This window comes from Streptomyces zinciresistens K42 (assembly GCF_000225525.1).
GTDB classification, from domain to species: domain Bacteria; phylum Actinomycetota; class Actinomycetes; order Streptomycetales; family Streptomycetaceae; genus Streptomyces; species Streptomyces zinciresistens.
This window is the reverse complement of the sequence record NZ_AGBF01000173.1, coordinates 1-14564: the sequence shown is the minus strand read 5'-3', so window position 1 is coordinate 14564 and position 14564 is coordinate 1. Positions and strand designations below refer to the sequence as shown.

The window sequence follows — 14564 nt, the reverse complement described above, 5'->3', positions numbered from 1 at the left end:
GGTCGCCGGGGACGTACGGCGCGGGGTCGCCGGGGACGTACGGCGGCCGGGTCAGGAGGGCGGCGCCGGCGGGGACCGGGGCGGGGGAGCGGGCGAGCAGGACGGGTTCGGCGCCGGGCGGCGGGTGCGGGCGGGCGGCTCCGGGAGGGGGCGGTGGCGCGGGGGCGGCGGAGGTACCCGGATCGCCGGACGGAGGTGAGAGGGAGTCGCCGGCGGGGGCCGGCGGGGCTGGCGGGGCCGGCGGGTGGGGCTGGTCCCAGGGGCAGGGCACGGGCGGGGTCATCGGGGGGCTCCCTCGGCCGGGGGCGCGGGCGCGGCCGAGGGGCCCGCCGTCACCCACTTCCTGTCCTCGCCCGGCACGAGCAGTTCCGCCACGTCCAGGACGTGGTGCCCGCGCATGGACGGCAGGCAGCTGCCGCGCGCGGGGCCGATCGCCGCCGCCCAGTGCGCCGGGATCGCCGACTCGCCTTGGGTCGCGCCCGCCAGCGCCCCCGCCACGGCCGCCGTGGTGTCCGCGTCGCGGCCCATGTTCACGGCCGTCAGCACCGCCTGCACGAAGGCGCCGTCGGCCGCCGCGTACGCCCCGAAGGCCAGCGCCACCGCCTCGGGGGCGAGGTCGGTCCAGGGGTAGCCGCCGATGACGACGGCCGAGCGGACCGCCCGTTCGCCGAGGGGGGCGGCCGTCACGGCGCGGCGCAGGGAGCGGGCCGTCCAGGAGTCGTCCGGCACGACCGCGAGCGCCGCGGCGACCACGGCCGTCGTGGGCGCCCCCGCCATCGCCGCCGCCACGCCCGCCGCCACCGCCCGGCCGCCGTGGATGCCCTCGCCGTCGTGGCTCACCGAGCCGTCGATCGCGACCAGCCGGGCGGCCTCGGCGGGGCGGCCCGCCGCGAACACGCCGAACGGGGCCGCCCGCATGGCGAGTCCGTCGCTCCAGGCGTGGCGGTGCTGTGCGGAGATCGGGGCCGCGAGACCCCGGCGGAGGTTCTCCAGGGTGCCGCGCTCGCTGAACCCGGCGCCCCGGAACGGGCCCTCGGCCCGGTCGGCGATCCACTGGTGCCAGGCCCCCTCCGCATGCGCCGGGGTGAGCGCGGAGCCGTGCCGGGCCAGCAGCAGGCCCGAGAAGATCGCGTACTCGGTGTCGTCGGTGCCGCAGGGGTTGTCGCTGACGAAACCGGTGATACGGCCCCAGCGCGCGCGGATCTCGGAGGGCTTCATGTTCTCCGCGGGGGCGCCCAGCGCGTCGCCGACCGCCAGGCCCAGCAGCGCGCCGCGCGCCCGGTCCCGTGGTCCGACGGCGTCCCCGGGGGCCGGGACCGGTTCGGTGCAGGCGATCGATGGCATGCGCGGCCTCTCCTCGGGGGGCTCCGCCCAGGGCGCGGAGCCCTTTGCGGATGTGTCCCACCGTCGGCGGTTGACCTGAGCCTCGAAAGCCCCACTGTCACCCGGTCGACATTTGTGCGGCACTCGGCACGTATGAGCGATCTCGACAAAACCGCAGGTAAGCGCAGCCTTTCCTTGCTGGCGAAGGGGAATCTCCCGGCGTAGGTTATGAGTTGTCGAAGAATAGAATGTGTCTAAAGACAACCGTGTCCAGCTTCTGGGGGATGCCTGATGGCGATCATCGAGACCGAGGCCGCGCTGCACGAGGCGCACCGCGACAACCACACGCACCGGGACGTGACCGGCGGCTGGCTGCGCCCCGCCGTGTTCGGCGCGATGGACGGCCTGGTCTCCAACCTCGCGCTGATGACCGGAGTCGCGGGCGGCGACGCCGGCCACCGCACCCTCGTCCTGAGCGGGCTCGCGGGGCTCGCGGCGGGCGCCTTCTCCATGGCGGCGGGCGAGTACACCTCCGTCGCCTCGCAGCGCGAGATGGTCGAGGCCGAGCTCGACGTCGAGCGGCGCCAGCTGCGCAGGCACCCCGAGGACGAGGAGGCCGAACTCGCGGCGCTCTACGAGGCCCGGGGCGTCGATCGCGACCTGGCGCGGGCCGTCGCCGGCCAGCTCTCCCGCGATCCGGAGCTGGCCCTGGAGATCCACGCCCGCGAGGAGCTCGGCGTCGACCCCGGCGACCTGCCCTCGCCCCTGGTCGCGGCCGTGTCGTCGTTCGGTTCGTTCGCGCTGGGCGCCCTGCTGCCCGTCCTGCCGTACCTGCTCGGCGCGACGGCGCTGTGGCCGGCCCTGCTGCTGGCCTTCCTCGGCCTGTTCCTGTGCGGTGCTGTCGTGGCCAGGGTGACCGCGCGGACCTGGTGGTACAGCGGACTGCGGCAGCTCGCCCTCGGTGGCGCCGCGGCCGGTGTGACGTACGCCCTGGGCACTCTGTTCGGAACGGCCGTAGGATGACCTGGCCGCTGGACTATGCGTCGGGACGCATAGGTAGCCGTTACCCGCTGGTTTCGGATGTGTGACCACCGGGCATGAGCCGTAAGCGCTGTGGGCAATGACGCCTGCGGAGCACTCGCGAGGCGGGACGACACCCCTCCTCGCCCCGGGCCGACGGACACCGGTCTGATCGATCTCGCTCCCGCGGCCCCCTACCTTCCACCGCCGTGCGCGGTACCCCCGCCGCGACCGCGGCGTCCACATGCTGGAACGGAATATCCCGCTTTCCGAGAACCGCCCCATCATGTAACCTGCACGAAATTTTGCACTCACGCAGAGGGCCAACGTCGTCCCTCGGCACTTGCACATGCCAGATGACGACGACGGGAGAGCCGATGCGTACGCCGCGCCAGCCGTCCCAGCACTCCGCGAACGGCCAGAACTGGTCCTTCATGGATGCTCGCCCTGCCGCGCAGGGTATGTACGACCCCCGCGACGAGCACGACGCCTGCGGCGTCGGCTTCGTGGCCACCCTCACCGGTGAGGCGAGCCACACGCTGGTCGAGCAGGCGCTGACCGTTCTGCGCAACCTCGAACACCGCGGCGCCACCGGCTCCGAGCCCGACTCGGGCGACGGCGCCGGCATCCTCTCCCAGGTGCCCGACGCCTTCTTCCGCGAGGTGGCCGGATTCGAGCTGCCCGAGGCCGGTGCCTACGCCGTCGGCATCGCCTTCCTGCCGGTGGACGGCACCCAGGACGCCGTCTCGCGGATCGAGACGATCGCCGCCGAGGAGGGCCTCACCGTCCTCGGCTGGCGCGAGGTCCCCGTCGCGCCCGAGCTGCTCGGCGCCACCGCCCGCTCGACGATGCCCGCCTTCCGCCAGATCTTCGTCGAGGACGGCGTGTCCACGGGCATCGCCCTGGACCGCAAGTCCTTCGTGCTGCGCAAGCGCGCCGAGCGCGAGGCCGGTGTCTACTTCCCGTCGCTGTCGGCCCGCACCATCGTGCACAAGGGCATGCTGACCACCGGCCAGCTGGAGCCCTTCTTCCCGGACCTGTCCGACCGCCGCTTCGCCTCGGCCGTCGCCCTCGTCCACTCGCGCTTCTCCACGAACACCTTCCCGTCGTGGCCGCTGGCCCACCCCTACCGGTTCGTCGCCCACAACGGCGAGATCAACACCGTCCGCGGCAACCGCAACTGGATGCGGGCCCGTGAGTCGCAGCTGGTCTCCGACCTGTTCGGCGCCGACGACCGGGCCCTGGAGCGCGTCTTCCCCGTCTGCACCCCCGACGCCTCCGACTCGGCGTCCTTCGACGAGGTGCTGGAACTGCTCCACCTGGGCGGCCGTTCGCTGCCCCACTCCGTGCTGATGATGATTCCGGAGGCGTGGGAGAACCACGACTCCATGGACCCGGACCGGCGCGCCTTCTACCAGTACCACTCCACGATGATGGAGCCCTGGGACGGCCCCGCCTGTGTCACCTTCACCGACGGCACCCAGGTCGGCGCCGTCCTCGACCGCAACGGCCTGCGCCCCGGCCGCTACTGGGTCACCGACGACGGACTCGTCGTCCTCGGCTCCGAGGTCGGCGTCCTCGACATCGACCCCGCCAGGGTCGTCCGCAAGGGCCGCCTCCAGCCCGGCCGGATGTTCCTCGTCGACACCGCCGAGCACCGCATCATCGAGGACGACGAGATCAAGGCCGGCCTCGCCGCCCAGCAGCCGTACGCCGAGTGGCTGGAAGCCGGCGAGATCGAGCTGTCGGACCTGCCCGAGCGCGAGCACATCGTGCACACCCACGCCTCGGTCACCCGCCGCCAGCAGACCTTCGGCTACACCGAGGAAGAGCTGCGCATCCTCCTCGCACCGATGGCCAAGGCCGGCGCCGAGCCGATCGGCTCCATGGGCACCGACTCGCCCATCGCCGCCCTCAGCGAGCGCCCGCGCCTGCTCTTCGACTACTTCACCCAGCTGTTCGCGCAGGTCACCAACCCGCCGCTGGACGCCATCCGGGAAGAGCTCGTCACCTCGCTGCGCTCCTCCCTGGGCCCGGCCGGCAACCTGCTCGACCCGACCGCCGCGTCCTGCCGCAGCGTCACCCTGCCCTTCCCGGTGATCGACAACGACGAGCTGGCCAAGCTCATCCACATCAACGCCGACGGCGACATGCCCGGCTTCAAGGCCGCCACCCTGTCCGGCCTGTACCGGGTGCACGGCGGCGGCGACTCCCTCGCCGCGCGCATCGAGGAGATCTGCGCCGAGGCCGACGCCGCCATCGGCAACGGCGCCCGGCTGATCGTCCTGTCCGACCGCCACTCCGACGCCGAGCACGCGCCGATCCCCTCGCTGCTGCTCACCGCGGCCGTCCACCACCACCTCATCCGCACCAAGCAGCGCACCCACGTGGGGCTGCTGGTCGAGGCCGGCGACGTCCGCGAGGTCCACCACGTCGCGCTGCTCATCGGCTACGGCGCCGCCGCCGTCAACCCGTACCTGGCGATGGAGTCCGTCGAGGACCTGGTCCGCGCGGGCACCTTCCTGCCCGGCGTCGAGGCCGAGCGGGCGATCCGCAACCTCATCCACGCCCTCGGCAAGGGCGTCCTGAAGGTCATGTCCAAGATGGGCATCTCGACCGTCGCCTCCTACCGCGGCGCCCAGGTCTTCGAGGCCGTCGGCCTCGAAGCGGCCTTCGTCGAGAAGTACTTCAACGGCACCACCTCCAAGATCGGCGGCATCGGCGTCGACGTCGTCGCCCAGGAGGTCGCCGCCCGCCACGCCAAGGCGTACCCCGCCTCCGGCATCGCCCCGGCGCACCGCGCGCTGGAGATCGGCGGCGAGTACCAGTGGCGCCGCGAGGGCGAGCCGCACCTGTTCGACCCGGACACCGTCTTCCGCCTCCAGCACTCCACGCGCACCGGCCGCTACGACATCTTCAAGAAGTACACGGACCGGGTGAACGAGCAGTCCGAGCGCCTGATGACGCTGCGCGGCCTGTTCGGCTTCACCTCCGGCCGGCAGCCGATCCCCGTGGACGAGGTCGAGCCGGTGAGCGAGATCGTCAAGCGCTTCTCCACCGGCGCCATGTCGTACGGCTCCATCTCCAAGGAGGCGCACGAGACCCTCGCCATCGCCATGAACCAGCTGGGCGGCAAGTCCAACACCGGTGAGGGCGGCGAGGACCCGGACCGGCTGTACGACCCCGCGCGCCGCTCGTCGATCAAGCAGGTCGCCTCCGGCCGCTTCGGTGTGACCTCGGAGTACCTGGTCAACGCCGACGACATCCAGATCAAGATGGCCCAGGGCGCCAAGCCCGGCGAGGGCGGCCAGCTGCCCGGCCACAAGGTCTACCCGTGGGTCGCGAAGACGCGTCACTCGACGCCGGGCGTGGGCCTGATCTCCCCGCCGCCGCACCACGACATCTACTCCATCGAGGATCTGGCCCAGCTGATCCACGACCTGAAGAACGCGAACCCGCAGGCCCGCATCCACGTCAAGCTGGTCTCCGAGGTCGGCGTCGGCACGGTCGCCGCGGGCGTGTCCAAGGCGCACGCGGACGTCGTGCTCATCTCCGGCCACGACGGCGGCACCGGCGCCTCCCCGCTCACCTCGCTCAAGCACGCGGGCGGCCCCTGGGAGCTCGGCCTCGCCGAGACCCAGCAGACCCTGCTGCTCAACGGCCTGCGCGACCGTATCGTCGTACAGACCGACGGCCAGCTGAAGACCGGGCGCGACGTCGTCATCGCCGCGCTGCTCGGCGCCGAGGAGTTCGGTTTCGCCACCGCGCCGCTCGTCGTCTCCGGCTGCGTCATGATGCGCGTCTGCCACCTGGACACCTGCCCGGTGGGCATCGCCACCCAGAACCCGGTCCTGCGGGACCGGTTCTCCGGCAAGGCCGAGTACGTCGTGAACTTCTTCCGCTTCATCGCCGAAGAGGTCCGCGAACTCCTCGCCGAGCTGGGCTTCCGCTCCATCAAGGAGGCCGTCGGCCACGCCGAGGCCCTCGACGTGACCCGCGCGGTCGACCACTGGAAGGCCCAGGGCCTGGACCTGGAGCCGCTGTTCCACGTGCCCGAGCTGCCCGAGGGGGCCGTGCGCCACCAGCTGACCGAGCAGGACCACGGCCTGGAGAAGGCGCTCGACAACGAGCTGATCAAGCTCGCCGCCGACGCGCTCGCCGCGGACTCCGCGACCGACGCGCAGCCCGTGCGCGCCCAGGTCAAGGTGCGCAACATCAACCGCACGGTCGGCACCATGCTCGGCCACGAGGTGACCAAGAAGTTCGGCGGCGCCGGCCTGCCCGACGACACCGTCGACATCACCTTCACCGGCTCGGCCGGCCAGTCCTTCGGCGCCTTCCTCCCGCGCGGCATCACCCTGCGCCTGGAGGGCGACGCCAACGACTACGTCGGCAAGGGCCTGTCCGGCGGCCGTGTCGTCGTCCGCCCGGACCGCGGCGCCGACCACCTCGCCGAGTACTCCACGATCGCGGGCAACACCATCGCCTACGGCGCGACCGGCGGCGAGCTGTTCCTGCGCGGCCGCACCGGCGAGCGGTTCTGCGTGCGCAACTCCGGCGCGCTCGTCGTCTCCGAAGGAGTGGGCGACCACGGCTGCGAGTACATGACCGGCGGCCACGCCGTGGTCCTCGGCGAGACCGGCCGCAACTTCGCGGCCGGCATGTCCGGCGGTGTCGCCTACGTCGTCGACCTCGACCGCGACAACGTCAACGCCGGCAACGTGGACGCCGTCGAGGCCCTGGACGCGGCCGACAAGCAGTGGCTGCACGACACCGTGCGCCGCCACCAGGAGGAGACGGGCTCCACGGTCGCCGGGAAGCTGCTCGCCGAGTGGGACACCGCGGTGGAGCGCTTCAGCAAGATCATCCCCAGCACCTACAAGGCAGTGCTCGCCGCCAAGGACGCCGCCGAGCGAGCCGGTCTCTCCGAGACCGAGATCACCGAGAAGATGATGGAGGCGGCGACCAATGGCTGATCCCAAGGGCTTTCTGCACCACGGCCGCGAGGTCGCCCGGTCCCGCCCGGTCGATGTGCGCCTGAAGGACTGGAACGAGGTCTACGTCCCCGGCTCCCTGCTGCCGATCATCAGCAAGCAGGCCAGCCGCTGCATGGACTGCGGCATCCCCTTCTGCCACAACGGCTGTCCCCTCGGGAACCTCATCCCCGAGTGGAACGACTACGCCTACCGCGAGGACTGGGCGGCCGCCTCCGAGCGCCTGCACGCGACCAACAACTTCCCGGAGTTCACCGGCCGCCTGTGCCCCGCGCCCTGCGAGTCGGCGTGCGTGCTCGGCATCAACCAGCCGCCGGTCACCATCAAGAACGTCGAGGTCTCGATCATCGACAAGGCGTGGGAGACCGGGGACGTCGCCCCGCAGGCGCCCGAGCGCCTGTCCGGCAAGACGGTCGCGGTCATCGGCTCGGGCCCGGCGGGCCTGGCCGCCGCCCAGCAGCTGACCCGGGCGGGCCACACGGTCGCCGTCTACGAGCGCGCCGACCGCGTCGGCGGCCTGCTGCGCTACGGCATCCCCGAGTTCAAGATGGAGAAGCGGCACATCAACCGCCGTATCGAGCAGATGCGCGCGGAGGGCACCCGCTTCCGTACCGGCATCGAGATCGGCCGCGACCTCAAGGCGACCGACCTGAAGAAGCGCTACGACGCCGTCGTCATCGCCGCCGGTGCCACCACCGCCCGCGACCTGCCGGTCCCCGGCCGCGAACTCACCGGCATCCACCAGGCGATGGAGTACCTGCCGCTGGCCAACAAGGTCCAGGAGGGCGACTTCGTCAGCCCGCCGATCTCGGCCGAGGGCAAGCACGTCGTCGTCATCGGCGGCGGCGACACCGGCGCCGACTGCGTGGGCACCGCCCACCGCCAGGGCGCCGCCTCCGTCACCCAGCTGGAGATCATGCCCCGGCCGGGCGAGGACCGCGCCGAGCACCAGCCGTGGCCGACCTTCCCCATGCTCTACAAGGTGACCTCCGCGCACGAGGAGGGCGGCGAGCGGGTCTACTCCGTCTCCACCACCCACTTCGAGGGCGACGAGGACGGCAACGTCCAGTGGCTGCACCTGGCCGAGGTCGAGTTCGCCGACGGCAGGCTCACCCAGAAGCCGGGCAGCGAGCGCAAGATCCCCGCCCAGCTGGTCACCCTCGCCATGGGCTTCACCGGCACCGACCGGGACAACGGCCTGGTCGAGCAGTTCGGACTGGAGCTCGACGAGCGCGGCAACATCGCCCGTGACGCGGACTTCGCGACCAACGTGCCCGGCGTGTTCGTCGCCGGTGACGCCGGCCGCGGCCAGTCGCTCATCGTGTGGGCCATCGCGGAGGGCCGCTCGGCCGCCCACGGCTGCGACCGCTTCCTGACCGGCGCCAGCGACCTGCCGGCCCCCATCCGCCCGACGGACCGCTCCCTGACGGTCTGATCACCGCGCGTCCCGTACAACGGCGTACGGAACACCGGCGGCGCCTGCCCCCTGTCCCCGACCGGACGACCGGGCAGGCGCCGCCGTCTTTCCCCGGCGCGCCCTCGCGGGGTGCCGACTCCTCGGCTGCCCGGGGCGACGTGCGAGGGGGACACCGGATGCCGCCGATCGGTCCCGACACGGTGCGCGAGCGCGCGCCCGCGCTGGTCGACCTCCACAAGAGCGCCGGCGTCTCGCAGCGCAAGCACCGGCTCGACGGGGCGCGGGCCGCGGTCTGCGGCCGGCTGGCGGCGGCGCGGGCCCGGGGCATCGTGCCGCCCGCCCGAGAACGCCACCGCGCACACCGCACCGGCTCGCGCGGGCGCCGAGCGGGCCGCGGGCGCCGAGCGGGCCGCGGGCCCGGATCGTGACGCGGGCCCGGATCGTGACGCCGGCCCGGGAGGAGCGCCGGAACTCACCGGCGGTCACCCGCGCCGAGCAGGACCTCGGCGCGGCACTGCGCCGGGGCGCCCCAGGCGTTCAGCAGGGCGCGCGCCTTGGTCAGCCACAGCGACAGGTCGTCCTCCGCGGTGTAGCCGATCGCGCCGTGCAGCTGGAGCGCGGCGCGGGCGGTGCCGTACGCGGCCTCGCAGGCGGCGACCTTCGCGGCGGCGACGTCGCGGCGGTCCAGGGTCAGCGCGGCGCCCAGGACCAGCGGCCGGGCGAACTCCAGGGCGATCCGCGCGTCGGCCAGCCGGTGCTTGACGGCCTGGAAGGAACCCACGGGCACGCCGAACTGGGTGCGCCGCCCGACATGGGCCACGGTCCGCGCCAGGAGGGCCTGCCCCACGCCGAGCGCCTGCGCGGCGGTGACGAGCCGGGCGTGGCCGAGGGCCCGCGCGGTGGGCGGGTCGGCGCACAGCAGCGCGCCGCCGGGCTCCAGGGCGGCGAGCCTGCGGGCCGGGTCCAGGGAGGGGCGCACCCGGCCGGGACCGGGAGACAGCCGCAGGCCGTCCGGCCCGAGGGCGAGGCGCACGGTGGCGGCGTCGCCGTCCGGCGCGAACCCGCCCCGCCACGCCACCGACGCCATCGCCGCACCCGAGGCCAGCGCGGGCAGCAGCCGTTCGGCCGGGCCCGGCTCGGGCAGGTCGGCGAGCAGCACGGCCGCGGCGACCGTCTCCGCCAGCGGCCCCGGCACCGCGTGCCGGCCCAACTCCACGAAGGCCGCGACGAGTTCCACCGGCCGCGGGCCGAGCCCCCCGTGCTTCTCGGGCACCGCCAGCGCGAACACGCCCGCCCCGGCCAGCCGGGACCACAGGGCACACCCGCGCGTACGCTCGCCCCGGCCCCACTCCCGGGCCACCGACGGGGTGTCCGCGGCCGTGAGCATCGCGTCCAGCGAGGCGGCGAAGGCGCGCTGCTCGGCGTCGAGGAGGAACCGCATCAGCGCCGCCCCCTCGGCAGGCCCAGCAGGCGCTCGGCGATGATGTCGCGCTGGATCTCGTTCGTCCCGGCGTAGAGGGGGCCGGCCAGGGAGAAGACATAGCGCTCGGCCCAGTCCGTGTCGGCCGCCTCGCCGTCCGCGCCCAGCACGTCCAGGGCCGTCTCGTGCAGGGCGACGTCGTACTCCGACCAGAACACCTTGTTCAGGCTGGACTCCGGGCCGAGCCGCTCGCCGTCCAGGACACGGGCCGCCGCGGCGTAGGTGAACAACTGGTAGGCGCGCGCGCCGATCAGCGCGTCGGCCACCCCGTCCCGGGCGGCGCGGGGGCGGCCCCGCTCCCGCCACAGCCGGTGCAGCCGCTCCGCGCCCGCGAGGAAGCGGCCGGGGGAGCGCAGCATCAGCCCGCGTTCGTTGCCCGCCGTCGACATCGCGATCCGCCAGCCCTGGCCGCACTCCCCGATCACGTCCTCGTCCGGCACGAACACCTCGTCCAGGAACAGTTCGGCGAAGGCCGGCAGGCCGTCGAGCCGGGCGATCGGGCGGACCGTGACACCGGGCGCCCGCAGGTCGAACATCAGATACGTCAGCCCTTCGTGGGGCCGGTCCGTGTCCGGGCCGGTGCGGAACAGCCCGAACGCGCGGTCCGCGAAGGCCGCCCGCGACGACCACGTCTTGTGGCCGGACAGCAGCCAGCCGCCGTCCGCGCGCACCGCCCGCGCGCGCAGGGCGGCCAGGTCCGAGCCCGCCTCCGGCTCCGACCACGCCTGCGCCCAGACGACCTCGCCGGTGGCCATCGACGGCAGCACCCGCGCGCGCTGGTGTGCGGTGCCGTGGTCGAAGAGGGTCGGGGCCAGCAGGCTGATGCCGTTCTGGTTGACGCGGCCGGGCGCGCCCGCCGCCCAGTACTCCTCCTCGAACAGCAGCCAGCGCACCAGGGACGCGCCCCGGCCGCCGTACTCCTCGGGCCAGTGGACGGCCGACCAGCGCGCCCCGGCCAGCTCCGCCTCCCAGCGCCGGTGCGCGGCGAAGCCCTCCCCGGTCTCCAGGGAGGGCAGCGGATCCCGCGGCACACGCGCGCGCAGCCAGGCGCGGGCCTCGGCGCGGAACGCCTCGTCGGCGGCGGTGTGGGTGAGGTCCACGGTCGCGCTCCCTTGCTCCCCTTGCTTGCTGCTCCCCGGCACCGCCCAGGGCGCCCTGCCCCGGGACGCCCTGCCCCGGGACGCCCTGCCCCGGCCGTCGTTCTCCGGCGGCTCTTCTCCGGTCACTTCTTCCCTAACAAGTGTTTGGTAGGTTAGCGTGCTGCCATGACACACGTCGAGGTGCCGGCGTACGTTCCCGGGCACGGGCTGCTCCGCGGGCGCACGGCCGTCGTCACCGCCGCCGCCGGCACGGGCATCGGCGGAGCGTGCGCGCGCCGCTTCCTCGAAGAGGGCGCCCGCGTGCTGATCAGCGACGCCCACGCCCGGCGCCTGAAGGAGCACGAGGCCGCACTGGCACGGGAGTTCACGGGGCGGGTGAGCGCCGCCGTGTGCGACGTCACCGACGAGGCGCAGGTCCAGGACCTGTTCGACACCGCCGAACAGGAGCACGGCCGGCTCGACGTGGTCGTCAACAACGCCGGGCTCGGCGGGACCGCCCCCCTCGCCGACATGTCCGACGCCCAGTGGTCCGCCGTCCTCGACGTCACGCTGAACGGCACCTTCCGCTGCACCCGCGCCGCCCTGCGCCGGATGCGCGGCACGGGCTCCGGAGTGATCGTCAACAACGCCTCCGTGGTGGGCTGGCGCGCCCAGGCCGGGCAGGCGCACTACGCCGCCGCCAAGGCCGGCGTGATGGCGCTGACCCGCTGCGCCGCCATGGAGGCGGCCGAGTACGGCGTCCGGGTCAACGCGGTCTCCCCGAGCCTCGCCGTGCATCCGCACCTGGCCAAGGTCACCACCCCCGGCCTGCTCCGGGAACTGACCGCGCGCGAGGCCCTCGGACGGTACGCCGAGCCCTGGGAGGTCGCCAACGTGATCGTGTTCCTGGCGTCGGACTACTCCTCGTACATGACCGGCGAGATCGTCGCCGTCAGCAGCCAGCACGCCTAGTGCTGTGGCCGGGAGGGTGCGCCGCAGGCTCGCGGCGTCCAAGGCGGAGCGTCACCCGTGTACGGGACGTACTCGGGCGAGGCGGCAACGCCGCGAGGTGCCGTGCCGGACGTCGCGGACCGGGAACCCTCCCGGCCACAGCACCGGCGAGACGTGCGAGGACGACAATGGACCGGTGCCGACCAAGAAGAAGCCCCAGGTGACCGCGGCAGCCGCGCGGCGCCGCGAACTCCTCGACACCGCAGCCGAGGTCTTCGCCGAGCAGGGCTACAACGCCACCACCGTCCGCAAGATCGCCGACCACGCCGGGATGCTCGCGGGCAGTCTCTACTACCACTTCGACTCGAAGGAGTCGATGCTCGAGGAGATCCTGCGCGGTTTCCTCGACGAGCTCTGGGCCGGCTACGACGCCGTCCTGGCGGCCGGACTCGGCCCGCGCGGGACGCTGGAGGCGCTGGTCACCGAGTCCTTCCGGGAGATCGACCGGCACCGGGCCGCCGTCGCCATCTACCAGAAGGAGAACCGCCGACTCGTCGCGCAGGACCGCTTCGCGTTCCTCGCCGACTCGCAGCGCAGGTTCGAGAAGGCGTGGCTCGCGACGCTGGAACGCGGCGTCGCGGCCGAGGTGTTCCGGGCCGACCTCGACGTCCGGCTCACCTACCGGTTCGTCCGGGACACGGTGTGGGTCGCCGCGTCCTGGTACCGGCCCGGCGGACAGCACAGCCCCGAGGAGATCGCCCGGCAGTACCTGTCGATGGTGCTGGACGGGATCGCCCTGCGCGAGAGAGCCGTTGACGTGCCCTGACGGATGAGGGAGTTGCCATGGCCGAGGCCTACATCGTCGAAGCGGTCCGGACGCCCGTGGGGCGGCGGGGAGGCGGGCTCGGCGCCGTCCACCCGGCCGACCTGGGCGCCCATGTGCTGCGGGCGCTCGTGGAGCGCGCGGACATCGACCCGGCAGCCGTCGAGGACGTCGTCCTCGGCTGCCTGGACGCGGTCGGGCCGCAGGCCGGCGACATCGCGCGGACCTCATGGCTGGCGGCCGGACTGCCCGAGGAGGTGCCCGGTGTGACCGTGGACCGGCAGTGCGGGTCCTCGCAGCAGGCCGTGCACTTCGCGGCGCAGGCCGTGCTCTCCGGCACCCAGGACCTGGTGGTGGCCGGCGGGGTGCAGAACATGTCGATGATCCCCATCGCCTTCGCCACCCGGCAGGCCGCCGCGCCGCTCGGGCTCACCGCCGGGCCGTTCGCGGGCAGCGAGGGCTGGCGGGCCCGGTACGGCGAGAAGCCCGTCAACCAGTTCGCCGGCGCGGAGATGATCGCCGCGAAGTGGGGGATCGGCCGCCGGGACCAGGAGGAGTATGCGCTGCGCTCCCACCGCAGGGCGCTGCGGGCCGTCGACGAGGGCCGCTTCGAGCGGGAGATCGTGCCCTACGGGCCGGTCGCCGTGGACGAGGGCCCGCGCCGGGACACCTCCCTGGAGAAGATGGCCGCCCTCAAGCCGGTCCTGGACGGCGGCACGGTCACCGCGGCCTGCTCCTCGCAGGTGTCCGACGGGGCGGCGGCGATGCTGCTCGCCTCGGAGCGGGCGGTGCGCGAGCACGGGCTGACGCCCCGGGCGCGGGTGCACCACCTCTCGGTGCGCGGCGAGGACCCCGTCCGCATGCTCACCGCCCCCATACCCGCCACCGCCCACGCCCTGAAGAAGACCGGCCTCTCGCTCGACGCCATCGACCTGGTCGAGATCAACGAGGCGTTCGCGCCGGTCGTCCTGGCCTGGCTGAAGGAGACCGGCGCCGACCCCGCCAAGGTCAACGTCAACGGCGGGGCCATCGCCCTCGGGCATCCGCTCGGGGCGACCGGCGTGCGGCTGATGACGACCCTGCTGCACGAACTGGAGCGCCGCGGGGGACGGTTCGGACTCCAGACGATGTGCGAGGGCGGCGGCCAGGCGAACGTGACGATCATCGAGAGACTCTGAGCGTGGCCGGGCGCGAGCGGACGGGCGCGCGGGAGCGGGGCGCGTCTCTGACGGGCGTACGGGGACCGGGCGCGCCTTACAGGTGTGCCCCGACGGACCCGCCCCCGACGGACGCGCCCCGACGGACGCGCCCACGCGCCCTGCTGGGCCGGGCGGGCAGGCGGGGCCTGCCGGGGACTGGCTCGCCCCGCGTCCGCCGGGGCCGGTTGGGCCGTCCCGCGTCCGCCGGGGCCGGTTGGGCCGTCCCGCCACCGCCGGGGCCGGTTGGGCCGTCCCGCCACCGCCGGGACCGGTTGGGC

10 protein-coding genes and 1 pseudogene are annotated in these 14564 nt (G+C 73.8%); 7 read left to right on the top strand and 4 right to left on the bottom strand.

The window, feature by feature from the left end:
- Together SZN_RS42040 and SZN_RS29530 are read right to left on the bottom strand one after the other, a co-directional pair.
- Positions 1 to 283, bottom strand: a pseudogene (locus SZN_RS42040) (hypothetical protein); the annotation flags it as partial.
- Positions 280 to 1344 carry an ADP-ribosylglycohydrolase family protein gene (locus SZN_RS29530; RefSeq protein WP_007502189.1) on the bottom strand — a complete coding sequence of 355 codons (1065 nt, stop codon included), beginning with the start codon at positions 1342 to 1344 and terminating at the stop codon, positions 280 to 282. The pseudogene SZN_RS42040 and the gene SZN_RS29530, both read right to left, overlap by 4 nt.
- Before the next feature lie 270 nt (positions 1345 to 1614).
- On the opposite strand from SZN_RS29530, the gene SZN_RS29525 reads away from it, so the two are divergent.
- The 4 genes from SZN_RS29525 to SZN_RS43560 all read left to right on the top strand — a co-directional run bounded on the left by SZN_RS29525 (position 1615) and on the right by SZN_RS43560 (position 9182).
- Entirely contained in the window at positions 1615 to 2346 is a 732-nt protein-coding gene (locus tag SZN_RS29525; RefSeq protein ID WP_007502188.1) for a VIT1/CCC1 transporter family protein, read from the top strand.
- Between the two features lie 374 nt (positions 2347 to 2720).
- Positions 2721 to 7319: a glutamate synthase large subunit gene (gene gltB, locus SZN_RS29520; protein ID WP_078509004.1), complete on the top strand. Its 4599-nt coding sequence runs from the start codon at positions 2721 to 2723 to the stop codon at positions 7317 to 7319.
- Positions 7312 to 8772: a glutamate synthase subunit beta gene (locus SZN_RS29515; protein ID WP_007502186.1), complete on the top strand. Its 1461-nt coding sequence runs from the start codon at positions 7312 to 7314 to the stop codon at positions 8770 to 8772. The genes gltB and SZN_RS29515 overlap by 8 nt, the downstream gene beginning before the upstream one ends.
- Positions 8773 to 8930: 158 nt before the next feature.
- Positions 8931 to 9182 carry a hypothetical protein gene (locus SZN_RS43560; protein WP_007502184.1) on the top strand — a complete coding sequence of 84 codons (252 nt, stop codon included), beginning with the start codon at positions 8931 to 8933 and terminating at the stop codon, positions 9180 to 9182.
- Between the two features lie 44 nt (positions 9183 to 9226).
- On the opposite strand, the gene SZN_RS29505 is transcribed toward SZN_RS43560, so the two are convergent.
- The gene (locus SZN_RS29505; RefSeq protein WP_007502182.1) at positions 9227 to 10195 is read right to left on the bottom strand and encodes an acyl-CoA dehydrogenase family protein; all 969 of its coding nucleotides are present in this window, start codon (positions 10193 to 10195) and stop codon (positions 9227 to 9229) included.
- Positions 10195 to 11334, bottom strand: coding sequence for an acyl-CoA dehydrogenase family protein (locus tag SZN_RS29500; protein ID WP_007502180.1), 1140 nt, complete (start codon positions 11332 to 11334; stop codon positions 10195 to 10197). The genes SZN_RS29505 and SZN_RS29500 overlap by 1 nt, the downstream gene beginning before the upstream one ends.
- Before the next feature lie 165 nt (positions 11335 to 11499).
- Here SZN_RS29500 and SZN_RS29495 point away from each other — a divergent pair, with 165 nt between their 5' ends.
- The 3 genes from SZN_RS29495 (at position 11500) to SZN_RS29485 (ending at position 14265) form a co-directional block, all read left to right on the top strand.
- Positions 11500 to 12285 (top strand): SDR family oxidoreductase, encoded by a 786-nt coding sequence (locus SZN_RS29495; protein ID WP_007502178.1) that lies wholly within the window; start codon positions 11500 to 11502, stop codon positions 12283 to 12285.
- Positions 12286 to 12460: 175 nt separating this feature from the next.
- A complete protein-coding gene (locus tag SZN_RS29490) occupies positions 12461 to 13090 on the top strand; it encodes a TetR/AcrR family transcriptional regulator (RefSeq protein ID WP_007502177.1) in 630 nt (209 codons plus the stop codon).
- Positions 13091 to 13107: 17 nt separating this feature from the next.
- A complete protein-coding gene (locus SZN_RS29485; protein WP_007502176.1) occupies positions 13108 to 14265 on the top strand; it encodes an acetyl-CoA C-acetyltransferase in 1158 nt (385 codons plus the stop codon).
- Positions 14266 to 14564 lie beyond the last annotated feature (299 nt).